The organism is Bradyrhizobium guangxiense, from assembly GCF_004114915.1.
Classification (GTDB): Bacteria; Pseudomonadota; Alphaproteobacteria; order Rhizobiales; family Xanthobacteraceae; genus Bradyrhizobium; species Bradyrhizobium guangxiense.
In genome coordinates this window covers 4,248,701-4,272,736 of record NZ_CP022219.1, presented here as the reverse complement: position 1 = coordinate 4,272,736, position 24,036 = coordinate 4,248,701, and the positions used below count along the sequence as shown (strand labels likewise).

The window sequence follows — 24,036 nt, the reverse complement described above, 5'->3', positions numbered from 1 at the left end:
AATGGCGCGGAGCGCCGTGCCCACGGTCTCTTCGTTGCGATCGACAATTGGTGGACACGCTGCGCTTTGCCCGCCCTACGGCGCCCCCCGAAGCCTGCCGATTTCAACCACCCGTTCACCATCTGGAAACGACCGCCGCTTAGACTCGCCTCCGCCTGCCTCGGGGGAGGGGTTTTTCCATGGCTTCGAACGTCGTCGCGCGCCGTTGCGCGATGTTTTTCTTTGCGCTGTCCGTGTGTGTTTCCGGCGCCCGCTATATGACAGAAGCCCATGCCGCCGGCGCCTTTGCGGTCGGCAAGTGCGGCGCTTATGGCCAGGCTTTTGATTATGGCCACGAGCACGAGGCTCGCGCCGCGGCGCAGAAGCAGTGCAAGGGCGATTGCACCACCGTGACGATGAAGCGCGCCTGTGCTGCGATGTCGGTCGATATGACGAATCCGTGCGGCGCCTACGGTTACGCCGTCAAGCCGAAGATCTCGGCTTCTCTCAACGCCGCCACGCGCGAATGCTACAAATACGGCGGCAAGGAATGCGTGATCCGCGCCTGGGCCTGCGACGCCAAGGGGTGATTTTTCCTTGCCGTCATTCCGGGGCGATGCGTAGCATCGAGCCTGGAATGACAGTCGAGGGAATACATGCAGTTCGACACCAAGATCGCGATCGTGATCCGCACCGATCTTCAGGCCTGGCAGAAGCTCAACGTCGCATCCTTCCTATCCAGCGGCATCGCCGCGGCCTTTCCCGAATGCATCGGCGAAGCCTATGAAGACGCCTCGGGGACGAAATATCATGCGCTGATCGGCCAGCCGATCCTGATCTACGGCGCCGACGGTCCTGCGCTGTCGCGCGCGCTGGATCGGGCACTCGCCCGCAACGTCAAGCCGGCTGTCTATACCGAGGACATGTTCAGCACCACGCACGATGCCGCCAATCGCGAGGCGGTGAGGGCCGTGGCGCGCACGGATCTCAATCTCGTCGGCATCGCCATGCGCGCCGAGCGCAAGGTGATCGACAAGATCGTCGATGGCCTCAAGTTCCATAGCTGACAGGTCGGGAGCACCGCGCGGCGTCATCGTGGTGTCATGATGGGCCGGGCCTTGAGCAAACTTTGTGCTGTTTGACTCCCGTCAAAGGTACGCCGGGCGGCGTCGCTATTCTGCTTCACAAAGCACAGAGGAGCAGACAGATGCCGACCATGAAAGCCGCGATCGTCAAGCAGTTCGGCAAGCCACTGGTGATCGAGGACGTGCCGGTGCCTCAGCCTGGTCCCGGCGAGGTTCTGGTCAAGGTCAAGGCCTGCGGCGTCTGTCACACCGATCTGCATGCAGCCTCCGGCGATTGGCCGGTGAAGCCGGTTCCTCCCTTCATTCCCGGCCACGAGGCGGCCGGCATCGTTGCGGCGCTCGGACCCGGCGTGAAGAATCTGAAAGTGGGAGATGCCGTCGGCGTCGCCTGGCTGCACGACGCCTGCATGTCGTGCGAATATTGCGAGACCGGCTGGGAGACTCTGTGCGAGCACCAGCACAACACCGGCTACAGCGTCAACGGCGGCTTCGCCGAATACGTCATCGCCTCGGCTGCCTTTGCGGCAAGGCTGCCGGCGACCATCGATTTCGCCGCCATCGCGCCGATCCTGTGCGCCGGCGTCACCACCTACAAGGGATTGAAAGAGACCGAGGCGAAGCCCGGCGAGTGGGTGGTGATCTCGGGCGTTGGCGGGCTCGGCCATGTCGCGATCCAATACGCCAAGGCGATGGGGCTCAAGGTCGCCGCGATCGACATTGCCGAGGACAAGCTCGCGCTCGCACGCGAGACCGGCGCTGATCTCGCGGTCAATGCCCTCGCAGCCGGCGCGGTCGACAAGGTTCTTGCGGCAACCGGCGGCGGGGCCCACGGCGTGCTGGTGACGGCGGTCTCGACCGCTGCGTTTGCCCAGGCGCTCAAGATGGTGCGCCGCAAGGGCACCGTCAGCCTCGTCGGCCTGCCGCCGGGCGAATTCCCGACGCCGATCTTCGACGTCGTGCTCAAGCGCATCACCGTGCGCGGCTCCATCGTGGGCACGCGGCGCGACCTCGACGAGGCTGTCGCCTTCGCCGCGGACGGCAAGGTCAAGGCCGAAGTGACGAAGGTGCCGCTTGCGCAAATCAACGACGTCTTCGACCGGATGAAGGCCGGCAAGATCGACGGCCGCATGGTGCTGGATTTCGGCTAGTTTCCCCGAGGAGCAGAGCGTGGCCCGGCCAACGAAGATCGTCTTTCTCGGTGCGAGCAGTGCATCCTTTGGGATGAGCATGTTCCGGGATCTGTTTTCGAGCCGCGATCTCTCCGGCGCGACACTCGTGCTGGTCGGACGAAACGTCGACCGGCTCGGCCGGTCGACGCGGCTTGCGAAACTGCTCAACGAGAAATCCGGTGCCGGTTTTACAATCGAGGCAACGACGGATTGGCGCTCGGCGCTCGACGGTGCCGAGTTCGTGGTGCATTCCACCGCGATCGATCGTAACCGGCTGTGGCGGCTCGACTTCGAGGTTCCGCGCAAGTTTGGCGTCCGTCATACGCTGGGTGAAAACGGGGGACCCGGCGGCTTGTTCTTCACGCTGCGCACCTTGCCGGTGATCTTCGACTTTGTGCGTGAGATGGAGTTCCGTTGTCCGCGTGCGACCTTCATCAACTACTCCAATCCGGAAAGTCGCATCATCCTGGCGCTGGGCCGGTACAGCAACATTCGCAGCATCGGCCTGTGCCACGGGATATTTCTTGCCCGCGCGAATGTCGCCCGAATCTTGGGGATGCGGGAAGACCAGGTGGAGGTATGGGGTGCAGGCCTCAATCATTTCCAATGCCTGACCGAAATTCGCGACCGCGAGACGGGTGAGGACCTCTATCCGCTCCTGCGCGAGAGGGAGAGGGATTTCGATCCCACCTTCTCACCGCTGACGCGCAAGTTGTTGCATGCCTTCGGCTACTGGCTCGGCTGTGGCGACAGCCATGTTGGCGAGTATCTCTCGTATGGCTGGGAGGCCGGCGAGGGCGGCTACAACTACGACTGGGATGAGGGCGAGCGCGCCAAGCTGACGCGGCTGATCGATGACGTGCTCGCAGGAGTGGCCGAGATGCCTGACTGGTGGTCGGTGCCTTCGGGGGAGCGTGCGACCGGCATCATCACCGCCGTTGTTCATAACCGCCGGCAACTCTTCGAATCCGCCGTCATTTACAATCAACAGGTGATCCCGAATCTGCCCGCGGATGCTGCGGTCGAAGTGCCGGTGGTGGCAGATATCGGGGGTATCCACCCTGTCTCGCTCGGGCCGCTGCCCGACGCCGTGGCCAAGCTGATGACCATTCAGGTTCAGGTTCAGCAGCTGGCCGTAGAAGCGGCGATGCATGCGTCGAAGGAGACAGCGCTACAGGCATTGCTGCTTGACCCCGTCATCCAATCCGAGGAGGCGGCGCGCGGGCTGCTTGATGAATTATGGGAAATCAACCGGTCCTACATCCGGGCGTGCATTTGAGCCGCCGATCAGCCTCGGCGCGCCCGATCCTATGCCGGCGGCATGCCGGCAAATTTCGGCAGATCGGGGTCGAGATGATCCCAGCCATGTCCGCGCGCGGCGTAGGTGACAACCTGCGGCTGGTAGCGGGCGGGCTCGTCGAGGCTTGCGGCGCGGATGGTGAAGACGTCGGGCTGTGCCGCAAAGGTCATGTACACCGGCACGCCGCATTGCGGGCAGAAGCCGCGCGTTTTGACCTGGCCGCTGTCGGCGACCATGTCCCAACGCTTCGCCTCGCCGGTGACCGTGACGCCGGCACGCGCGAAGGTCGCGTACGAGCCGTGGCCGCTGCCGCTTTCCCGCTGGCAGTCCCGGCACTGACAATGATTGCTGAACAGGGGCTCACCCGCAATCGAATAGCGGATCGCGCCGCAGGCGCAGCCGCCGGTATAGGGCTTGTCCATCGCGATGTCTCCCACTCAACCTTCGCCGCTGATCTCATCGAGCTTGCGGACGACCTTCTTCCAGCCGCCGCTCATGACCGAGTAGGCCGACTCGTTCCGGGGCAGGACGAAGCCGGCATGAACCAGGCTGATCCGCGTGCCGGCTTCGACCGGGGTGAGGGACCACGTCACGACAGTGTCGAGCGGAGCGCCATAGCCGGTGTTGCGCGCATCGCCGCCCTTCCAGGCGTAGGCGAGGCGGCGGTTCGGCACGACCTCCAGAACTTGGCAATGGATCACGCCGTCCCAGTTGCCGCCGGGAGTGGTCTGGAAGGTGAAGGCCTTGCCTTCGATGGCCTCGAAGCCGGTCGGCTGCATCAGCCAGCGCCCGATCAACTGCGCGCTGGTGAGCGCCTTCCAGATCGTCTCGGCGGTGTGAGGGAAGACCTCGTCGATGACGATGTCTCTGGTTTGGTGTCGGGCTTGCGCATTGGGAGCAGCACTCATGGATCAATCTCCTTCAACAGGTCACGCAGGTTCTGGAAACGCTCGCGCCAGAACACGCCGTAATGGTCCATCCAGGTGACCAGGGGTTCGAGCCCTTGCGGCGCGGCGCGGTAATAGACGTTGCGGCCCTCGGCGCGCTCGGCGACGAGGCCTGCCTGCTTCAGCGACTTCAGGTGCTGCGAGATCGCGCCCTGCGTCACGCCGCTGCCGCGCGTCAGCTCGGCGACGCTGATCTCCCTGCTTTCGAACACGCGCTCGAACACGGCCCGGCGGGTGGGGTCGGCGAGGGCGCGCATCACGGTGGTGACGGGGTTTGGCGCAGCTTCGATCATGCAATTCAATTAGTAGATACTAATGCATTAGTCAAGGCTAATTCATTAGCCAAACAGGGCCACATCACTGCCTTGACTATGACTGACTAGTCAGTCATAAATGAAACATGATCCAGAAGCCCATCAAGACCGCCTTGCCGTCCGCAACTCGTGCCAGCGCGAAGGACCCTGCGGCAGCAGGCAGCGGAGAGGCGCCTGCCTCAAGCCGAGCGGCGCGCGCGCTGGAGCGGCGTGCGGCAATCGTGGAAGCCGCGATGGAGGAGTTCATCGCCCGCGGCTTTGCCGCAACGCGCCTGGACGACATCGCCAAGCGCGCCGGCGTCGCCAAGGGCACGATCTATCTGCACTTCAAGGACAAGGAATCGATGTTCGAGGAGCTGGTCCGCATCGTGATCGTGCCGGTGGTGGAGCGGCTGACCACGCTGCCGCCGCCGACCGGGAGCGTGCGCGACCTCGTCGAGAGCTTCGCCGGCAATTTCCTGAAAGAGGTCATCAACACCAGGCGGGGCGATCTGGTCCGCCTGATCGTGGCGGAGGGGCCGCGCTTTCCCGCTGTCGCCGACTTCTACTACCGCGAAGTCGTCTCGCGCGGCATCGCCGCCATGCGCGCGCTGATCGAGCTCGGCATCGCCCGCGGCGAGATCCGCCAGAAGAACCTCGCGCGCTATCCGCAGATCCTGGTCGCGCCGGCGATGATCGCGGTGATCTGGCAGAGCCTGTTTGCGCGGCACGCGCCGCTCGACGCGCAGGAGATGCTGCGCGTCCATCTCGATTTGATTTTTGGCGAACGGAGGACGACATGAGGTCGTCGCGCAACACCTCTCACCTCATCCTGAGGAGCGCGGAACGCGCGTCTCGAAGGATGCAGGCCCGGCTGTGGCTCCTCGCCCTTCGAGACGCTGCTTCGCAGCTCCTCAGGGTGAGGGATCGACAGCACAATCTGCCGCGTCTCGGCACGATCGCCGCGCTGGTCCTCGCAATCTCGCTGGCCGGGTGCAAGGAGAGGCGCGATCCCGGCTTCCAGGGGTGGGTGGAGGCCGATATGATCTTCGTCAGCCCGGACGAAGCGGGGCGGGTGACCAAGCTCAGCGTCCGCGAGGGGGACGAGGTGAAGGTCGGCGATCAGCTCTATTCCGTCGACGACGATCTCCAGCTCGCCGATCTCAACCAGAACAAGGCGACCCTGGCCAACGCGCAGCAGACCTATGATCGCGCGGCCTCGCTCAGCAAGACCGGCTCGGGCACCCAGGCCAATCTCGATTCCGCCGTGTCCGCCCTGCGCGTTGCCGAAGCGAAGGTTGCGACGTCGGAGACGCGGATGGCGCGGCGCAAGGGCTTTGCGCCCGTTGCCGGCACCATTCAGCAGATCTACTTCCGCGAAGGCGAGATGGTCGCGGCGCAGCGGCCGGTGCTGTCGATCATGCCGCCCGGCAACATGAAGCTGCGCTTCTTCGTGCCGGAAACCGCGCTGCCGAAGCTCGCGATCGGCGATACGGTGCGCGTCTCCTGCGACAATTGCGCCGCCGACCTCACCGCGAAGATCTATTTCATCGCGACCTCGGCCGAATACACCCCGCCCGTCATCTACAGCCTCGATGAGCGCAACAAGCTGGTCTATCTGATCCAGGCGCGGCCCTCGCGCCCGGACGCGCTGCGGGTCGGACAGCCGATCGACGTCTATCTCAATCCCAAAACCCCGGTAGCAGACAAGCGATGAATGGCGGCAACGGCATCGCGATCGACGTCAAGGGCCTGAGCAAATCATTCGGCGGCCGCGAGGTCGTGCATGATCTGTCGATGCAGGTGAGGCGCGGCTCGATCTACGGGTTCCTCGGGCCAAACGGCTCGGGCAAGACCACCACCATCCGCATCCTCTGCGGGTTGCTGACGCCCGACAGCGGCGAGGGCACCTGTCTCGGCTACGACATTTTGCGCGACTCCGAGAAGATCAAGCGCCAGGTCGGCTACATGACCCAGCGCTTCAGCCTGTATCAGGATCTCTCCGTGCGCGAGAACCTCGAATTCGTCGCGCGCCTCTATGGTCTTGCCGATGCGCGCGGTGCCGCACGCGACATGATCAAGCGGCTCGGGTTGTCCGGGCGCGAGGAGCAGCTTGCGGGCGAGCTCTCCGGCGGCTGGAAGCAGCGATTGGCGTTAGGCGCCTGCACGCTGCCCAATCCGCAATTGCTGCTGCTGGACGAGCCCACCGCCGGCGTCGATCCCAAGGCGCGGCGCGACTTCTGGAACGAGATCCACGCGCTTGCGGCCGAGGGCCTCACCGTGCTGGTCTCGACCCATTACATGGACGAGGCCGAGCGCTGCCACGAGATCGCTTATATTGCTTATGGCCATCTCCTGGCGCGCGGGACCGTGGACGAGGTGATCGCGAAGTCCGCGCTGACGACCTACACCGTCACCGGCGAGTTGGGCGGCCTCGCGGCCGAGCTCGACGGCAAGCCCGGAATTGACATGGTGGCTCCGTTCGGCACCTCGCTGCACGTCTCGGGCCGCGACGTTGCGGCGCTCGAGGCCAGCATCGCACCCTGGCGCGAGCGGAGTGGCCTGCACTGGCAGAAGTCGCATCCATCGCTGGAAGACGTCTTCATCGAACTGATGAACCGCTCCAGGGACAATTTCCAATGAGCACCATCCAGGCAACCGGTCCCGTACGGGAGATCCGCGACCGCTTCGGCTTCTGGCGCCGTACCTATGCCATGATGGCGAAGGAGTTCATTCAGCTTCGGCGCGACCGTGTCTCGTTCGCGATGATCGTCGCGATTCCGGTGATGCAGTTGCTGTTGTTCGGTTATGCCATCAACACCACGCCGCACCATCTGCCGAGCGCGGTGCTGTTGCAGGAGGAGTCTGACCTCGCCCGCTCCGTCCTGAAGGCGTTGGAAAATACTGCCTATTTCCGTTTCGTCTACGAAGTGCACGATGTCGACGATTTCGACAATTTGCTGAAGTCCGGCAAAGTACTGTTCGGCGTCGAAATCCCGCGCGGCTTCGAACGGGCGGTGCGGCGCGGCGACAAGCCGGCACTGCTGGTTGCGGCGGATGCGACCGATCCGGTCGCCGCCAGCTCCGCACTCGGCTCGCTCGGGATGATCGTGCAGACCGCTCTCCAGCACGATCTCTATATCGGCGCTGCGCCGGTACTGCCGTTCGAGATCCGGGCGCATGCGCGCTATAATCCGGCTGCGGAATCGCGGCTCAACATCGTGCCGGGACTGGTGGGCACCATCCTGACCATGACCATGCTGATCTTCACGGCACTATCGGTGACGCGCGAGATTGAACGCGGCACTATGGAAAGCCTCTTGTCGATGCCGATCAAGCCGGTCGAGGTCATGCTCGGCAAGATCATTCCCTACATCCTGGTCGGCTTCATTCAAGCCTTCCTGATCGTCAATATCGGAGTGTTCCTGTTCGGCGTGCCGGTGCTCGGCAATCTCGTTCTGCTCGCGGCACTCTCGACCCTCTTCATCGCCGCAAATCTCGCGATTGGCTACACGTTCTCCACCATCGCACAGAATCAACTGCAGGCGATACAGATGTCGTTCATGTTCTTCCTGCCGAGCATTCTCTTGTCGGGCTTCATGTTTCCGTTCGCAGGCATGCCGGCCTGGGCGCAATATGTCGGCGAATGCCTGCCGCTGACCCATTACCTGCGCATCGTCCGCGCCGTCATGCTGAAGGGCGCGACCATGCAGAATTTGCGCTTCGACACGCTGGCGCTGGCGGCCCTGATGCTGGTCGCCATGACCATCGCCGTGACGCGCTTCCGTCGCACGCTGGATTGAGGCAAACTGTCTCGATGTCATTCCGGGGCGATGCGCTAGCATCGAACCCGGAATCTCGAGATTCCGGATTCGCGGCTGTGCCGCGCTCCGGAATGACTGGGGGAATGATGGTCCGGTTTGCGAGCAGGAAGTCGCGGCAGCACGCTGTGCTATCGGAGGATTTCGAGCGCGAGCTGACACGCGAGGTGCTGCGCACCGAGCTGCTCCGGGTACGGGCGCTGATCATGACCGGCTGCGTCATGATGGTGCTGCTCACCGCGATCTATTTGATCGATCCCACCGTGGTGAACCGGGTGTGGCGTGGAACGGAAGGGCTTGTCGATGTCTACGGCCTGCTCGGCGGCTTCATCCTGTTCGAGGTCTGGGTCCACACCCAGATCAGGAAGAACCTCCGGCTCGATCGCGATCTGCCGGTGATCAGGCGCTATGTCGGCACGCTGATCGAGACTTCGCTGCCCACGGTGATCCTGATCCTGCAAACCCGGACCATGGGCCCAAGCCAGGCTCTCGGCTTCGCCGTGCCGCTGATGTACTTCATCTTCGTCATCCTCTCGACGCTGCGTCTCGATTTCTGGCTCTCTGCGTTCACAGGTTTCGTTGCCGCGGCTGGGCTTCTGGCCGTCGCGCTGTACTACAACGCGGCTGACGAAGCCGGCGATCCCCTGATCTATTTCCACGCCGTGCGTAGCATCGTGATCCTGATCTGTGGCGCTCTGGCGGGTGCGGTCGGCGCTCGGCTGCGCCGCCAGTTTGCCGCGAGCATCGCAGCCGCCACCGCGCGCGACCGTGTGACCAATTTGTTCGGCCAGCACGTCTCCCCGCAAGTGGTGGAGCGCTTGATGGCGGCGGAGACCAGCGGGGGCGGTGACGTCCGCCGCGTCGCGGTGATGTTCGTCGACTTCCGCGGCTTCACCGCCGGCGCGCAGTCGCGCACCCCGCAGCAGGTGGTCGACCGGCTCGACGGCGCCTTCGCGGTGCTGGTCGACGTCCTCGACCGCCACGGCGGCATCGTCAACAAGTTTCTCGGCGATGGCTTTCTCGCGCTGTTCGGCGCGCCGCTCGAGGCCTCCGACGCCGCGCAGCGTGCGGTCGCCGCGGGCCGCGAGATGCTGCGCGCAATGGATCGCATCAACGCAGAGACAAGCTGGCCGCTTCGCATTGGCATCGGCATCCATTTCGGCGAGGTCGTTGCCGGCAATATCGGCTCGCCCCGGCGCAAGGAGTACACGGTGATCGGCGACACCGTGAACTTCGCCTCGCGACTGGAGGCACTGAACAAGGAGTTCGGCTCGCAGCTGCTGATTTCCGCGACCGTGCGCGAGGCGCTTGGCGATGACGGCAGCGATGCCGTCGCGCTCGGCGAGGTCGAGGTGCGCGGCTACGAGCAGAAGGTGGCGGTGTTTCAATTGGGGTAGCGCGCGCCCACGCTGCTGCGCGTAATTCTCGCCATCATCTGCGATTGCTCCGATTGCTCCGAATTTTGGGGCATGACGAGCGATATCGCCGGCCTGTAGAGTGCCGGCGAAGCGGCCGGTTGCGGCCGCGACTTGCATGGGGGAGTGACGATGCAGCGCCGCTACATCACCGTCGACGTGTTCACCGACCGCGCCTTCGGTGGCAACCAGCTCGCCGTGGTGCTCGACGCTGGCGGGCTCACGACGCAGCAGATGCAGGCGATCGCGACCGAGTTCAACTATTCCGAGACCACCTTCGTGCTGCCGCCGCGCGACAAGGCCCATGATGCGGAGGTGCGCATCTTCACGCCGGTGCAGGAAATTGCCTTTGCGGGCCATCCCAACGTCGGCACCGCCTTCGTGCTCGCCTCGATGGCGACGGAGCCGAAGCCGCGTCTGCTGTTCGAGGAGAAGGCCGGGCTCGTGCCGGTCGAGATCGTGAGAGAGCAGGGCCGGGTGAACAGAACCGAGCTCACCGCGCCGCAGCCGCTACAGCGGCTCTCGCGGCTGTCGGCTGCCGAAGCCGCGAGCTGCATCTCGCTCGTTGCGGACGACATCAGGACAGACAATCACGAGCCTGAGATCGTCACCGTCGGAAACGCGTTTCTGGTGATGGAGCTGCATTCGCGCGAGGCGCTGAAGCGCGCCCGGCCGGATGCGGCAGCCTACGGCAGGGGCCTGCCGCGCGATGGCGCCCGTTCGGTGTGGTTCTATACGCGCGACGTGCCGGCGGCGGAGACGCCTTGCGAGCGCCAGGCGCGAATGTTCATGCGCGGCGCAAGCGGTCTGGTCGAGGACCCCGCGACCGGCAGCGCCACGGTTGCTGCCGCTGCGCTGTTCGCCGATCTCGATTCCGCGCGTGACGGCGAGCTGAAGCTCATCGTCGGCCAGGGTTTTGACATGGGCCGGCCGAGCATTCTCTCGACCCGCGTGCGCAAGCAGGGCGGCAAGATCGTCTCGGCCCATGTCGGCGGCAGCTGCGTGCCGATGATGGAGGGGACGTTGAGGCTGGCGGGGGGGGGCTGATTGTCATTCCGGGGCGCGCGTCAGCCTGAACCCAGAATCTCGAGGTTCCGGGTTCAGCCCTTCCGGCTGCCCCGGAACGACGCTCAGGCCTGGCGCCCTGCCAGATTCTTCACCGCAACGCCATCACGCTCCTCGATAATCTCCGCGATCATCTGGCGATGGCAATGGGTGTGGTCGCGCTCGTAGCAGAGCAGGCACACCGGGCCAGCCTTCTTCACTAGTGCCGAGAGCTCGTCCATCGCTTCCCTGGCCTCGGGCGTCTTCAGGTGCTTTGAGAAGATCTTCTCCAGCACCTCGTACTGTCCGCTGCGCGCGGCGAGGCGGCCCTCCTTCGGCGTGCCGAGCGCGGCGAGGTGGACATAGGCGATGCCGCGTTCGTCGAGCCCTGCCGACAGCTGCTTCTTGGAGAAGCCCGGCCGCCGCGACGACGTCACCGCCCGCACGTCGACCACGAGCTTGACGCCGGCCTCTTGCAGCTCGTCCAGCACCGCCTTGGGCGGCGTCTGCTCATAACCGATGGTGAAGAGCTTCTTGGCTTTTGCCATGAACACCTCAGCTCACCCGCGCGATCAGTTCCATGGCGCCGGCCGGTGCGCGCACCTTGCCCTCGTGAATGACGTAGGCGAACACGTCGCGTGGCTCCTTCTTCGGTTTCGCCTTGTCAACTTTCGGCAGATCGTCCGGTTCACTGCCGGAGGCCCAAGCCTGAAAGCGCTCGGCCCAAGCGTCGAGCTGTTTCGGCGGGTAGCACGTCTTGATCTCGTCATTGCCCTTCTGAAGCCGGGCATAGACAAAGTCGCCGGCGACGTCGGCAATGGCTGGATATTTGCCGTGCTCTGCGAATACCACAGGCGTCTCGAACTCGCGGATCAGCGCCACGAAATCCGGCGTGCAAAAACTGTCGTGGCGAACCTCGACGACATGGCGGAGTGCGCGTCCCTCGAGCTTGCGCGGCAGCAGCTCGAGGAACTTGCCGAAATCGGCGCCGTCGAATTTCTTGGTGGGCGCGAACTGCCACAGCACCGGCCCGAGATGATCGCCGAGTTCCAGCACGCCGGAATCATAGAACCGCTTGATGGAGTCGCCGGCTTCCGCCAGCACGCGGCGGTTGGTGGCGAAGCGCGGCCCCTTCACCGAGAACACGAAACCCTCGGGCACCTCGCTCGCCCATTTGCGAAAGCTCTCCGGCTTCTGCGAGCCGTAATAGGTGCCGTTGATCTCGATCGAGGTGAGCTTCGAGGCCGCGTAGGACAGCTCCTTTGCCTGTGCCAGCTTCTCCGGATAGAACACGCCCCGCCAGGGCTCGAAGGTCCAGCCGCCGATGCCGATGAAGATGTTGCCGGATTTTTTGGACGCGGTTTTTGCTTTGGCCACGGGAGGATCTCGCATCGACGGGGGAGGGATGACTCCATCCTAGTCAAACGAGATGTGATTGGCCAGTTCTCGCCTCCAGTCTAAGCTCGGCAGTGCGATCTGCGACAAGGGAGAGCAAGATGCGGATGCTGATGATGGGAGCGGCGCTCGTCGTGATGACAACTGCTGCCATGACGTCTTCAGGCATGGCGGACGACGATGCGAAGGGTGCGCAGAAGCTCGCCCAACAGGGCCGTGACGATTATTGGCATTGCCTGGCGCGGGAATATTCGCGCGACAGCAATCAGGGAATGACTGAACAAGATTTTGGCCGCTCGGTCGCGGGCGCCTGCCCTTCGGAGCGGCAATATTACCGGGTGGCGCTGCTCGACTATCTCACCACGCAATATCCCGGCATCGATGCCGGCGCCCATCTCGCGACCGCGAACAGGGCGGTGGAGTCCGCGCAGAAGGACATCGTGACGGCCTTCGTCAAGCACAGGCCGCCAGCGAAGTAGGGAGTGGCGAATGGCCAATCGCGAATAGGGCGAGAAAACGGGTCTTCCTCATTCGCCACTCGCCATTCGCTACTCGCCCCAAGGCCTTCCGGCGCCTCGCGCATCCGTGGTATCACAGCGCGCATCTGGAACAGGGGTGGATTTCCAATGGCGTCTGAGTCGGTGGGGGGCATTTTGGGCGCGATCGTTGCCGCGATCGTGCTTGCAGTCGCCGTCGTGTTCGGGCCGATCGGCCAATACGGCAAGCCGCCCAAACCGGCGAAGGTCGAACCGGCCCCGGCTGCGGCGCCCGCAGCCCCCGCCGCGCCGGCGCCACGCGGGCCGATCATTCGGGAAGTGCCGAACCAATAGGGCGAGAAACCGAGGGCGCGAAAATCGTGTTTTTCGCCCCCTTGCGGAGCGGCCTTGCCGCTCCTATCTAGCTTCTAACGGCGCCGTTGAGCGAAAACTCCGGCGCTGGGACGACCTTGGAATAGCTTAAGGCTTGCGCCGGATGTACGCGCAGCCCGCCGTTCCGGGGTCGTTGGCATTTTGGGACCCCTTTTGGGTCGTTTCCCACAGATCCCCCGGCTTGGCAGCGCAGGATGCGGCAGATATACGCTGCCGTCATGAACGAAGCGATCAGACCAGGCTCCGACGTTCCCCCGCAGGCTCAAGAGGGCCCGGAACTGTCGGTCATCGTCCCGACCTTCAACGAGCGTGACAATGTCATGGTGCTGTACCGGCGCCTGGAGGCAACGCTCGCCAACGTCGCCTGGGAAGTCGTGTTCGTCGACGACAATTCGCCCGACGGCACCTGGGACGTCGTGCGCGCGCTGGGGCAGCGCGACAACCGCGTGCGCTGTGTCCGCCGCATCGGCCGCCGCGGCCTGTCCGGCGCCTGCATCGAGGGTATCCTGGCCTCGAACGCGCCCTTCGTGGCCGTGATCGACGCCGACCTCCAGCACGACGAGACGCAGCTGCCGAAGATGCTGTTGCTGCTCGCGAGCGACGAGGCCGACCTCGTGGTCGGCAGCCGCTACATCGAGGGCTACAAGAGCGAGGGCTTCAACAAGCAGCGCGCCGGCGCCAGCGCGCTGGCGACCGAGGTCGCCAAGAAGGTGCTGCGGGTCGAGATCGCCGATCCCATGAGCGGATTTTTCATGATCCGCCGCGATCGGTTCGAGCAGCTCGCGCCGAAACTGTCGGTGCACGGCTTCAAGATCCTGCTCGACGTCGTCGCGACCGCGCATGGCAGCTTGCGGGCGGTCGAGATTCCCTACACGTTCGGCGCGCGCCAGCACGGCGAGAGCAAGCTGGATTCCATGGTCGCGCTCGACTTCCTCGGTCTCGTGCTCGCCAAGCTGACCAACGACATCGTTTCGCTGCGTTTCGTCCTGTTCGCGATGGTCGGCGGCATCGGCCTTGTGGTGCATCTCACCACGCTGTTCATCGGACTTCAGCTGTTCAAGGCGCCGTTCGCGGAGGCGCAGGCCGCCGGTGCCATCGTCGCCATGACCAGCAATTTCGTCCTCAACAACTTCCTCACCTATCGCGACCAGCGCCTGAAGGGTTTTGCGCTGCTGCGCGGCCTGATCGCTTTCTACATCGTGTGCAGCGTCGGCCTGCTCGCCAATGTCGGCGTTGCCTTCTCGGTGTACGACCAGGAGCCGATCTGGTGGTTGGCCGGCATGGCGGGAGCGCTGATGGGCGTGGTGTGGAACTACGCGATGTCAGGCCTGTTCGTCTGGCGCAAGAAATAGTGCGAGATGGGCGGAGCTGACGCGCGGATCGTCCGCAACACTGCGCTGCTGATTCTCGCGCTGGTGGCGCTGCGGCTGGTCGCAGCCGCGTTCACGCCGATCACCTTCGACGAAGCCTATTACTGGATGTGGTCGAGCAACCTCGCCGGGGGCTATTACGACCACCCGCCGATGGTCGCCTACGTGATCCGCGCCGGCACCATGATCGCGGGCGACACCGAGCTCGGCGTCCGTCTGGTCTCGATACTGCTGGCGCTGCCGATGAGCTATGCGGTCTATCGCTCGGCCGCGATCCTGTTCGCGGACATGCGCGTGGCTGCGACCAGCGCCATCCTGCTCAACGTGACGATGATGGCCTCCGTCGGCACGCTGATCGTGACGCCCGATGCGCCGCTGCTGGTCGCCTCCAGCTTCGTGCTGTTCTTCCTCGCAAAAGTGCTGCAGACCGGCCGCGGCATCTGGTGGCTCGCGGTCGGCGCCGCGGTCGGTGCGGCGCTGCTGTCGAAATACACCGCGATGTTCTTTGGCGCTGCGATCCTGATCTGGCTCGTGTTCGTGCCGGAACTCAGGCGCTGGTTCCTCTCGCCCTGGCCCTATCTCGGCGGCCTCGTTGCGCTGGCCCTGTTCGCGCCGGTGATCCTCTGGAATGCGGACCATCAATGGGTGTCGTTCGCAAAGCAGCTCGGTCGCGCCAAGATTGAAGACTTCCGTCCGGTCTTCATCGCCGAGCTGATCCCGACCCAGATTGCGTTCGCAACCCCGCTCGTCTTCATCCTCGGCGCGATGGGCCTGCACGCGTTGACCTGGCACCGGGCCGGCGCGCCGGCCTCGCGCGTGCTGATCGAGGCGATGTTCTGGACCATCGTCGCCTATTTCGTCTGGCATTCGCTGCATGCCCGTGTCGAGGCCAACTGGTTTGCGCCGGTCTATCCGCCCTTCGTCGTTGCGGCGGCGGCCGCGGCCAATCTCGTGCAGTGGAAGCCGCGCGCGCGGCGCCTCGCGGATTTCTGCCTGCGCTGGGCGGCGCCCACCGGCATCGTGATGTTTGCAGCCCTGATCGTGCAGGCCAATACCGGCTGGCTGTCCGGCCATCGCCGCGACGCCACCGTGCGCAGCGTCGGCGTCGGCTGGCGCGAGCTCGCTGCGGGAATCGAAGCGGTGCGCGCGCGCCATGGCGCGACCTGTGTGCTCGCGCAGGACTACGGCACCACGGCCTGGCTCGCCTTCTACTTGCCGCGCGGCACCTGCGTGGCGCAGCAGAACCAGCGCATCCGCTGGGTCAACATGAGCGAGCCGGATCCAAAGCTGCTTGCGGGCAAGCTGCTCTATGTCGACGAGCTGCGCCCCGACGGTCATCCCGTCCTCAACGACCTCTTTGCGAAGGTCACGCAGGTTGCGCAATTGCAGCGCAAGCGCGGCCCGCTGGTGGTCGAGACCTACGGCATCGATCTGCTGGAGGGTGCCAAGGGCGACGTGCTCGACCGCTCGCCGCCGCCGGAGGCAAGGTAGGCCTCAACTCCTCCACGCTGTCGTCCCAGCGGACTCGGGAACGACGGCGGAGTGCGTGGCGTGCAGCAATGACTATTAGTTGATGGCCTCGGCCTCGGCCGCGTCCTGCCTCGGCCCGCCGTGGTCGCGCCAGAACCACACGGTGACGACGCCCGAGCGGCCGCGGACGCGGGCGAGCAGGGGGCCCGACACAATGCCGTCGGGAGCGCCGTGGAAGTCGGCCGCATCCAGCAACGTATCGCTCAGCGCGAGCTGCGCGCCGTTCTGGACGGCCACCTCCATCAGCCGGCTCGCGACGTTGACGGTGTCGCCCGTCGCCGTGATGTGCTGGTGACTTTCGCCGAGGCGGGAGGCGACGATCTCGCCGAAATGCGCGCCGATCTTGAAGCCGAGCCGATCGCCGATCGCCGATGGCAGCGAGGCGATCCAGCGTTCCACGCCGCGATGCAGGTCGATCGCACATTTCAGCGCGCGGGCCGAATCGTCGGGCATCGCGCCCGGAAGCCCGAACAGGATCATGGCGCCGTCGCCGAGAAAGCCGGTGATGGTGCCGCCGCAATCGACCGCGGTCTTGTCGATCAGTGCGTGAAATGTCTTCAGGATCTCCTGGACGGCATCCGGATCGGTCTGCTCGCTCAGGGCCGTGAAGCCTGAGAGATCGATGAAGACCACGGCTGCGTTCTGCCGCACGGGCTTGGACAGGAAATTGGGATCGCGCGCCAGCCATTCCTGCATCGCAGGTGCCTGGAACTGGGCAAGCGACCTGCTCTTGGCTGCAAGATATTGTGTGCGGCGGCCTCCGGCCCAGAGCTGGACGCCGGCAAAGATCGCAACTGGGGGCACTGCGGCGGCGAGCGTGGTCGCTGCGTTCAGCCAGACGCCATGGGTGAACGCGAACGCATTGAGTCCGGCCCAGGCGATCATCACCGCGGCCGCCGTCATGATGCCGAGCGCGCTGCGCCGCCAGGCGAGCAAACCAACCAGGAGCAGCGGCAGCAGGATCGCGGTGAGGGCATCGGCGATATGAACCCTGTGGTCGCGCACGATGCCGTCGCCGGCAACCAGATGCGTGATTGCGGTCGACACCACCTCGACGCCGGGCATCAGGGAATCGAACGGGGTCGGATAGAAGTCGCCGCCGCCGGCGACCGCGGCGCCGATCACGACGATCCGGTTCTCGATCGCCGCGCGATCGAGCGTGCCGTCGAAGATGCTCTGTGCGCTGACGGTGCGGATGGTGCGTCGCGGACCGTAATAGGTGATCGGCAGCGCGAAATCGGTGTCGGTCGGCACCGCGCGCTCGCCGAGCATGAGATGGTCCGGCGCGATCGTCAGCGGCTTGTCGAGCGCGCGGGGGGCGACCCGCAAGGGGAACGACAGCTCGACCTTGTCGGCCGTCCGGAACAGCATCGGCACCGAGAGCGGCGATCCTGACTGCCCCGTCGCGACGTTGACGACCCCGACCTCGGCGTGATCGGCGAATGCCGGCAGCGGCAGCAGGAAACGTTCGGCCTGCGGCAGCACGGCGAGGGGCCCCTGGCTGCTGGCCTCTACGGTCTCGCTGGCGCTGGAAAAGATCGCGGCAGCGGCGAGCACCATGGGGGCGGTGGCGAGCGTGTTGGCCAGCGTGGCGTCGCCGATCGCGGCGCTGCGGTCGACGAGCAGGAGATCGATCGCGACGACCTTCGGCTTGAATTGCACGATGGTGTCGACGACGCGGGCGAGGTCGGCGCGCGGAAGCGGATAGCTGCCGCCGCGCTTCACCACGGTATCGTCGATCGCAATGATGGTGACGATATCCGGCGGACGCTGCACGCCGCGGATTTGGGTCCGCCAGTCGGTCAGCGTTGCTTCGAGACGATCGAGAAAGCGCAGATGGCCGCCTGCATGGGCGGCATAGATGCCCGCCCCCCACAGCGCGGTGAGGACGAGTGCCACCAGGATCTGAACGCGTCTAGTCACTACCCGCTGCAATCTTCTTTGTTCTAAGTCCGATTGACCAAGCCTTGTTGGCGAGCCTTATTGAGCAAGCCTTATTGACCTAACCTTGCCATCAGCGCGTCGACGCGCGGCTGCCCCCAGGTCTTGACGGTCAACGGCCCGGTCGCTTCCACGTCGACGCCTTCGCCGGGGCCGAGAACGACGCCGCGTCCGCGGCTCCTGCGCGTAACGCCGACACGGCCATCGCTGACGAAGACCGAAGTCTTGGCGTCAGCGACGTCAACCGCCCACCGGGTGCCGCGCACTGCAGCGATCGCCTGCGGCGTCAGCACCTTGAAGGGATTGCCTCGGGGCTTCTTGGGCACCTCGACCAACAATGCTTTGTTGCTCAATTCCACGGAGTCTATATGTCCGTCGCGATTGGCGTCCTTAAGTTCAAATCTGGCACCGCTTTCGGCAACGATGGTGACGCCGTTGTCGCAGCGCCAGACTTGCGTGCCCGCGGCGGAAGGCGATGCCGCGCAGCCTGCATTGGCAGCAGGCTGTGCACTTGCAGAGCCGATCAACAAAACCGACCACGCCAAAGTGAAAAACCCAGCGCGCGCGAACCCAATCATGCCAGCCTCCGTTTGCGTGCTTGGCACAGTTCAAGGCGATGTTGATACGGTACCGTATCACACGCAGAGGCTGCTGAAAAGTGCCGCTTCTCGCGAGCTATTTCCCCGCCGTGGCATTTTCCAGTCCGGTTGCGATCAACTTTCGGTCAGGAATCGTGCCCCATCAGTGCGCCGGGACGGCGGCACCGGCCGCTGCGAGAGGTGAAGACGGTGGTCCGCACCCCAGCCTCGCGCAATGCTTCCCCGGTATCGTGCGGGCATTGAAGACCACGAAAAGGACTTGGTTGGATGTGCTTAAAGGGCGGCCGGCGAGGGCTGCTGAATGCGCTGATCCGGCCGAGAATTATGGTTAACAAGCGCTCCTAAGTCCGTAATTATACGGGCTTTTTTCTCAGAATGAGACAGCGTTAACGAGCTGCCCCACATCCGCCCGAACTTAATCCGCATTTAACTAAAAGTCGCCTTAATGACGCTCCGACCCTCTGCGAGATGCTGTTCCCGGATCGTGACCAGCGGCACTTCGAAGGGGGACTGAGTGACACCGTCCTGGACGCAAGGCGAATGAGTACGAGTATCGCTGCGCAAAATAACGCGGCACGGAAGTCCAAAAATCCTGGCAAGAATTCTCTTCGGAAGCCTTCCCGGAAAATGACCCCGACCAATTGGCTTGGCGCCGCGGCGATCGGCTGCGTCGTGATGGGCGCCGGCTGGACCATCTACAGCAACGTCTTCGGTGCGAGCGTCTATCCGACCGTCGGCAGCATTGGCTATGACGAGCCCGTGATCAAGCGCGCGCCCAGGGTCGCGCTGCGCGAGGCCAGCGAGGCCATCAAGGAAACATTCGCGCTGCTGCCCGACCAGCTTCAGGTCGCAGCTCCAATCTCGCGCGAGATGTTCAACGAGCGTTTCGCCGCCGCGGCGACGCAAGGCGTGCCCTCGAATGCGGCGAGCGCCGCGCCGGCAACCCAGGTTGCGGTGGCCAAGGATCCACCGAAGCAGAGCGTGATCGCGAAGGTCGCGGAAGCGCTGAAGCCGTCGGCCCCGGCCAAGAGCACTGACAAGAGCGCTGACAAGGCCGCAGACAAGGCCAAGCGCGCGCCGGACGCCCAGGTGCAGTTGGCCTCGGCCGATCCGGCCCAGATCGTGCCGGCACCTGAAGCAAAGAAGTCGTTCGCCGATCGCGCCAAGGCCGCGGTGATGTCGATCACCGGTCCGCGGCAGTCGATGGTCGAAAAACTCTGGGGCAAGCGCGAGCCGTCCGGCGGGCTCCTGGCCTATGCCTCGGCCGATGCCAGCGTGACCGCGTCGATCGCGCCGAAGGAGCAGAACCCGATGTTTGGCGGCGCGCCGCCCTATGAGCGCGACACCGCGGTCTACGACATCACGGCCAAGACGGTGTATCTGCCCGACGGCACCAAGCTCGAGGCGCATTCCGGCCTCGGCTCCAATCTCGACGATCCGCGCTCCTCGAAGGTCCGCATGCGCGGCGTGACGCCGCCGCACATCTACACGCTGAAGCCGCGCGAGGCGTTGTTCCACGGCGTGCCGGCGCTGCGCCTGACACCGGTCGGTGGCGAGAGCGCGATCTACGGCCGCGACGGCCTGCTCGCGCACACCTTCATGCTCGGGCCGAACGGCGATTCCAACGGCTGCGTGTCGTTCAAGGACTATTATGCGTTCCTCGACGCCTACCGCAACAAGGGCATCCGCAAGCTCGCGGTGCTGGCGCGGGTGGAGTGAGGCGCAGCGCGCCTCACCATCCAAATCCGGCGGCCGTGACGTCCTGTTACGCCGCCAGGGTTTTGCGCAGCGCCATCTCCGTTGCGATCGCATCCCGCACCACGGGGCGTGCCTGCATGCGGCCGAGATAGGCCGACAAGGAAGGCCATTGCGCGGGATCGATCCCTGCCGGACGGAGCAGCAGCAGCGCCCAGGTGAGATGGGCGTCCGCGACCGTGAAACTGTTGCCGACCAGGAATTCGCGCTGCGCCAGATGGGCAGATGGCACCGATAAGGTCTGTGTGATCCTTGCGCGCGGCTTGGCGAGCGAGCCGTCGTCCTTGTACCAGAAGGTCGGAAACAGGAAAGCCTTGTGGATTTCGGCGCCGATGAAGCTCAGCCATTCCTGAAGCCGATAGCGGTCGGGATCACCGAAGCGCGGCGCGAGCCCGGCCTCCGGTTTTGCGTCGGCGATGTATTGCAGTACAGCCGCGCTCTCGGTCAGCCGTTCGCCGTTCTCCAGCACCAGAACCGGCACCGCGCCTTTCGGCGACAGGTCGCGAAAATCGCTGCCGTCGTCCACGATCCGCTTGGTCCAGATATGGGCGAGATGATACTGCGCCTCGATGCCGGCCTCCATCAGCGCGATGCGGCTCGAGAGCGAGCAGGCCATCGGAAAGAAATAGAGCTGCAGCATGGTCGCCTCCTCAGGTCAGCGCATCGCTCTGCGCGATGATCGCGAAGCGGTCCGAGAGCTCGGCCAGTGCGACCTCGTGAATCGTTCGCGCGTCCAGCGTGCCGCCGCGGCCATCCGGCAGGTCGCGAGTGGCGCAGGCATCGGTGGCGATCGTCGTGCGCAGGCCGAGATCGAGCGCGGCGCGGGCGGTCGAGGAGACGCACATATGCGTCATGAAGCCGGCCAGCACGATGTTCTTGCGTCCAGTGGCGGCAAGCCTGGCTTGCAGGTCGGTGCCGGCGAACGAGTTCGGCAGCGCTTTCTCGATCACCGGTTCGCCCGCGAGCGGCGTCAGGCGCTCGACGATCGCGCCGCGCGGGGCCTCGCGGTCGAACAGGCCGCCGGCGCGGCCCTTGTGCGCGACATGGAAGATCGCCGCGCCATTCTCCCGGGCCCGCGCCAATAGGCGCGCCGCGGCGGCGATCGCTGCTTGCGCATCGGGCAGGGCCAGCGGGCCGGCGCAATATTCGTTCTGGATGTCGATCAGCACGAGGCAGGCCTCGTGGAGCTTCGGCGGATTGAGGTCGGCGCCGGCGAGTTCGAGCAGGGTCTTGGGAGCGGTCATGCGAGTCAGGCCTCCAGGAAACATCGGATGGCGCGACACTAGCGCAGCGGCGGCCTGCCATTGTGCAGGACTATTGCAGCTTATGGCTGCAGATTTGCAGGATGCGGCATCGCCTGCTAGGCTCGCCGGAATGAACTGGGACGATCTGCGCATCATCGCCGCGGTGAGGGACGAGGGCACCTATGCCGGCGCCAGCGCGCGGCTGCGCATCGACGAGACCACCGTCGGCCGCCGGCTCGCGCGCATCCAGCGCGATCTCGGCGTGCCGTTGTTCGATGCGGTGGACGGCCAGCGCCGCCCGACCCGCCATTGCGAGGCGGTGCTCGAGCATGTCGGCGCGATGGCCGCCCATGCCGCGGCGATCGATCGCATCAAGGAGAGCGAGGTAGGCCCGGTCGGGCGCCTGCGCATCGCCTCGACCAATGCGGTCGCCGAAGAACTGCTGGCGCCGCGGGCCAGCAGCTTCCTGCGCGACCATCCCGGCCTGACCCTGCAATTCCTCACCTCCAGCGGCAACGTCAAATTCTCGCGCTGGCAGGCCGACCTCGCCATCCGCCTGCGCAAGCCGGAGAAGGGCGACTTCACCATCTCCAAGCTCGGCGATGTCAGACTGTATTTCTTCGAGCCTGCCGACCGCACCAGTGGCGAGCCGGTCGCCTGCGTCTATCCGGACGAGCTCGAGACGATTCCGGAATCGCAATTCCTGCGGGTCAAGCGGCTGAAGAACATCCGCTGCATCACCGACAATGTCCGCATCATCAGGACCATGATCCAGTCGCATCAGGCCGTCGGCGTGCTGCCCGAGCACAGCTGCGAGGGTTTGCTCGCCGACCGCAGCCTGCTCGCCACGCTGCTGCCAAGACGGCGCGACGTCTGGCTGCTGGTGCAGAACCATCTCAAGCGCGATCCGGCGACGCGCGTGACGATCGACTGGGTGAGGCACTGCTTCAAGGATCTGTCGCACGGCTGACCCCGGCGATGTTCAGGCCTTCGCATTGAACGCGGTCGGCGCGATGTGCGACCAAGATCACGGAGCCGGGATTGCGCGCGCGCCAAGGTTGCGTAATCTCGCGAGACCTGAGCAGGGCCAGCGCATGACCAGTCTTACCGGAGCCATCCCGCCATCGAGGGCGCAATCGCGGGAATGGAAGGCGATCCTCGTCCTGATCCTGCTGATCCCGGTGCTGTGGTCGCCGCTGATCCTGTTTCGCTTCGTGCTGTACCAGCCGTTCAACATCCCGTCCGGTTCGATGGCGCCGACGCTGATGGTCGGCGACTACGTCTTCGCCGCGAAATATGCCTACGGCTACGGCCGCTATTCCATCCCCTTCGCGCCGTCCTGGATCGCGGGCCGTGTCCTGGCCGCCGACCCGGAGTACGGCGACATCGTCGTGTTCCGGACGGCGAAGGACAATTCGGTCGACTACGTCAAGCGCGTGGTCGGGCTGCCCGGCGACCGCGTCCAGATGCGGCAGGGCCGGCTCGTCCTTAACGACCGGCCGGTGACGCGCGTCGCTCTCCACAGCGAGCCAGCCGGCTCGACCTGCGGGGCCGACGAGGATGCCAAGGCCAAGCGCTGGCGCGAGACGCTGCCGAACGGCGCCTCCTATGTCACCAACGATTGCGTCGACGACGGCTATCTCGACACGACCGCCGTCCTCACGGTGCCGCCGGGGCACTTCTTCGTGCTCGGCGACAACCGCGACAATTCCACCGACAGCCGCATGTCGAGGTTCGGTTTCGTGCCGATGGACAATCTCATCGGCAAGGTGACGCGGATATTCTGGTCGCTCGACGAAGACGGCGAACCGCGCTTGGAGCGGCTTGGGAAGGTGCGGTGAGGGTGGCCGTCAGTCCAGGGCGGGGCGAAGTATCTAATTGTGCCGTGCTCCATCCGCTTGTCATTCCGGGGCGCGCGAAGCGCGAGCCCGGAATCCATCGATCTGCAAGCTCAGCTCGCAATCTGTGGATACAAATCGATCCAGTGGGGATTCTTCTCCTCAATGAGCCGCACCTTCCATTCCCGTCGCCACTTCTTCAGTTCTTTCTCTCGCGTGATGGCGTTGACGGGATCGTCGTGGATCTCGAACCAAACCAATCTGTCGACGGAATACCGCTTGCTGAAACCCGCGGCGCCTTTGCTCTTATGTTCGTGGATGCGGCGGATGATGTCGTTCGTCACGCCGATCTAAAGCGTGCCGTATTTCTTGCTGGCGAGGAGGTAAACGTAATAGGCCATGAGCAAGCGGTGGGATGGATTTCGGGCTCGCGACTTCGTCG

The 24,036-nt window shown here is 64.8% G+C and carries 27 protein-coding genes; 17 read left to right on the top strand and 10 right to left on the bottom strand.

Annotation, left to right across the window (positions count from 1 at the left end):
• Positions 1–179: 179 nt before the first annotated feature.
• The 4 genes from X268_RS20500 to X268_RS20485 all read left to right on the top strand — a co-directional run bounded on the left by X268_RS20500 (position 180) and on the right by X268_RS20485 (position 3,512).
• A complete protein-coding gene (locus tag X268_RS20500; RefSeq protein WP_128926587.1) occupies positions 180–569 on the top strand; it encodes a DUF4189 domain-containing protein in 390 nt (129 codons plus the stop codon).
• A gap of 66 nt (positions 570–635) precedes the next feature.
• Positions 636–1,046: a DUF2000 family protein gene (locus X268_RS20495; protein WP_128926586.1), complete on the top strand. Its 411-nt coding sequence runs from the start codon at positions 636–638 to the stop codon at positions 1,044–1,046.
• 140 nt (positions 1,047–1,186) lie between these two features.
• A complete protein-coding gene (adhP, locus tag X268_RS20490; protein WP_128926585.1) occupies positions 1,187–2,212 on the top strand; it encodes an alcohol dehydrogenase AdhP in 1,026 nt (341 codons plus the stop codon).
• Between the two features lie 19 nt (positions 2,213–2,231).
• Positions 2,232–3,512, top strand: coding sequence for a family 4 glycosyl hydrolase (locus X268_RS20485; RefSeq protein WP_128926584.1), 1,281 nt, complete (start codon positions 2,232–2,234; stop codon positions 3,510–3,512).
• A 29-nt stretch (positions 3,513–3,541) separates the two neighbouring features.
• Here the strand turns inward: X268_RS20485 and X268_RS20480 are convergent, their stop codons facing one another.
• Genes X268_RS20480 through X268_RS20470 form a run of 3 tightly spaced genes read right to left on the bottom strand, consistent with a single transcriptional unit; the run spans position 3,542 to position 4,773 of the window.
• Positions 3,542–3,955: a GFA family protein gene (locus tag X268_RS20480; RefSeq protein WP_128926583.1), complete on the bottom strand. Its 414-nt coding sequence runs from the start codon at positions 3,953–3,955 to the stop codon at positions 3,542–3,544.
• 15 nt (positions 3,956–3,970) lie between these two features.
• Entirely contained in the window at positions 3,971–4,441 is a 471-nt protein-coding gene (locus X268_RS20475) for an SRPBCC family protein (protein WP_128926582.1), read from the bottom strand.
• Entirely contained in the window at positions 4,438–4,773 is a 336-nt protein-coding gene (locus X268_RS20470; protein ID WP_128926581.1) for an ArsR/SmtB family transcription factor, read from the bottom strand. The genes X268_RS20475 and X268_RS20470 overlap by 4 nt, the downstream gene beginning before the upstream one ends.
• Before the next feature lie 107 nt (positions 4,774–4,880).
• Here X268_RS20470 and X268_RS20465 point away from each other — a divergent pair, with 107 nt between their 5' ends.
• The 6 genes from X268_RS20465 (at position 4,881) to X268_RS20440 (ending at position 11,056) form a co-directional block, all read left to right on the top strand.
• Entirely contained in the window at positions 4,881–5,576 is a 696-nt protein-coding gene (locus tag X268_RS20465) for a TetR/AcrR family transcriptional regulator (protein ID WP_128926580.1), read from the top strand.
• Positions 5,573–6,490 carry an HlyD family secretion protein gene (locus X268_RS20460; RefSeq protein ID WP_245477582.1) on the top strand — a complete coding sequence of 306 codons (918 nt, stop codon included), beginning with the start codon at positions 5,573–5,575 and terminating at the stop codon, positions 6,488–6,490. Before X268_RS20465 ends, X268_RS20460 begins: the two co-directional genes overlap by 4 nt.
• Positions 6,487–7,416 (top strand): ABC transporter ATP-binding protein, encoded by a 930-nt coding sequence (locus X268_RS20455; protein ID WP_128926579.1) that lies wholly within the window; start codon positions 6,487–6,489, stop codon positions 7,414–7,416. Before X268_RS20460 ends, X268_RS20455 begins: the two co-directional genes overlap by 4 nt.
• Positions 7,413–8,576 (top strand): ABC transporter permease, encoded by a 1,164-nt coding sequence (locus tag X268_RS20450; RefSeq protein WP_128926578.1) that lies wholly within the window; start codon positions 7,413–7,415, stop codon positions 8,574–8,576. Before X268_RS20455 ends, X268_RS20450 begins: the two co-directional genes overlap by 4 nt.
• Positions 8,577–8,683: 107 nt before the next feature.
• Positions 8,684–9,991, top strand: a complete 1,308-nt coding sequence (locus X268_RS20445) for an adenylate/guanylate cyclase domain-containing protein (RefSeq protein WP_128929330.1) — start codon at positions 8,684–8,686, stop codon at positions 9,989–9,991.
• Between the two features lie 150 nt (positions 9,992–10,141).
• Positions 10,142–11,056 (top strand): PhzF family phenazine biosynthesis protein, encoded by a 915-nt coding sequence (locus tag X268_RS20440; RefSeq protein ID WP_128926577.1) that lies wholly within the window; start codon positions 10,142–10,144, stop codon positions 11,054–11,056.
• A gap of 83 nt (positions 11,057–11,139) precedes the next feature.
• Here X268_RS20440 and X268_RS20435 read toward each other — a convergent pair whose 3' ends face one another.
• Both X268_RS20435 and X268_RS20430 read right to left on the bottom strand, forming a co-directional pair.
• On the bottom strand, positions 11,140–11,601 hold the full coding sequence (locus X268_RS20435) for a DUF488 domain-containing protein (protein WP_128926576.1): 462 nt from the start codon (positions 11,599–11,601) through the stop codon (positions 11,140–11,142).
• A 7-nt stretch (positions 11,602–11,608) separates the two neighbouring features.
• Complete coding sequence (locus X268_RS20430) at positions 11,609–12,445, bottom strand: DUF72 domain-containing protein (protein ID WP_128926575.1); 837 nt, start codon at positions 12,443–12,445, stop codon at positions 11,609–11,611.
• A 104-nt stretch (positions 12,446–12,549) separates the two neighbouring features.
• On the opposite strand from X268_RS20430, the gene X268_RS20425 reads away from it, so the two are divergent.
• The 4 genes from X268_RS20425 to X268_RS20410 all read left to right on the top strand — a co-directional run bounded on the left by X268_RS20425 (position 12,550) and on the right by X268_RS20410 (position 16,178).
• Positions 12,550–12,927, top strand: a complete 378-nt coding sequence (locus X268_RS20425; RefSeq protein ID WP_128926574.1) for a hypothetical protein — start codon at positions 12,550–12,552, stop codon at positions 12,925–12,927.
• A 147-nt stretch (positions 12,928–13,074) separates the two neighbouring features.
• A complete protein-coding gene (locus X268_RS20420; protein WP_128926573.1) occupies positions 13,075–13,278 on the top strand; it encodes a hypothetical protein in 204 nt (67 codons plus the stop codon).
• Between the two features lie 257 nt (positions 13,279–13,535).
• Entirely contained in the window at positions 13,536–14,669 is a 1,134-nt protein-coding gene (locus X268_RS20415; RefSeq protein ID WP_128926572.1) for a glycosyltransferase family 2 protein, read from the top strand.
• A gap of 6 nt (positions 14,670–14,675) precedes the next feature.
• Positions 14,676–16,178 (top strand): glycosyltransferase family 39 protein, encoded by a 1,503-nt coding sequence (locus X268_RS20410; protein ID WP_128926571.1) that lies wholly within the window; start codon positions 14,676–14,678, stop codon positions 16,176–16,178.
• 75 nt (positions 16,179–16,253) lie between these two features.
• Here the strand turns inward: X268_RS20410 and X268_RS20405 are convergent, their stop codons facing one another.
• Positions 16,254–18,140: a CHASE2 domain-containing protein gene (locus X268_RS20405; protein WP_128926570.1), complete on the bottom strand. Its 1,887-nt coding sequence runs from the start codon at positions 18,138–18,140 to the stop codon at positions 16,254–16,256.
• Between the two features lie 71 nt (positions 18,141–18,211).
• Positions 18,212–18,736: a FecR domain-containing protein gene (locus X268_RS20400; protein ID WP_164937834.1), complete on the bottom strand. Its 525-nt coding sequence runs from the start codon at positions 18,734–18,736 to the stop codon at positions 18,212–18,214.
• Between the two features lie 648 nt (positions 18,737–19,384).
• Between X268_RS20400 and X268_RS20395 the strand changes: the two genes are divergently transcribed.
• Positions 19,385–20,476, top strand: coding sequence for a DUF2778 domain-containing protein (locus tag X268_RS20395; protein WP_164937833.1), 1,092 nt, complete (start codon positions 19,385–19,387; stop codon positions 20,474–20,476).
• A 46-nt stretch (positions 20,477–20,522) separates the two neighbouring features.
• Here X268_RS20395 and X268_RS20390 read toward each other — a convergent pair whose 3' ends face one another.
• Positions 20,523–21,152, bottom strand: coding sequence for a glutathione binding-like protein (locus X268_RS20390; RefSeq protein WP_128926567.1), 630 nt, complete (start codon positions 21,150–21,152; stop codon positions 20,523–20,525).
• Between the two features lie 10 nt (positions 21,153–21,162).
• On the bottom strand, positions 21,163–21,756 hold the full coding sequence (locus X268_RS20385) for a cysteine hydrolase family protein (protein WP_128926566.1): 594 nt from the start codon (positions 21,754–21,756) through the stop codon (positions 21,163–21,165).
• 130 nt (positions 21,757–21,886) lie between these two features.
• Here X268_RS20385 and X268_RS20380 point away from each other — a divergent pair, with 130 nt between their 5' ends.
• A complete protein-coding gene (locus tag X268_RS20380; RefSeq protein ID WP_128926565.1) occupies positions 21,887–22,726 on the top strand; it encodes a LysR family transcriptional regulator in 840 nt (279 codons plus the stop codon).
• A 124-nt stretch (positions 22,727–22,850) separates the two neighbouring features.
• Positions 22,851–23,597, top strand: a complete 747-nt coding sequence (gene lepB / locus X268_RS20375) for a signal peptidase I (RefSeq protein ID WP_128926564.1) — start codon at positions 22,851–22,853, stop codon at positions 23,595–23,597.
• A gap of 110 nt (positions 23,598–23,707) precedes the next feature.
• Here lepB and X268_RS20370 read toward each other — a convergent pair whose 3' ends face one another.
• Positions 23,708–23,938, bottom strand: coding sequence for a GIY-YIG nuclease family protein (locus X268_RS20370; RefSeq protein ID WP_347341899.1), 231 nt, complete (start codon positions 23,936–23,938; stop codon positions 23,708–23,710).
• Positions 23,939–24,036 lie beyond the last annotated feature (98 nt).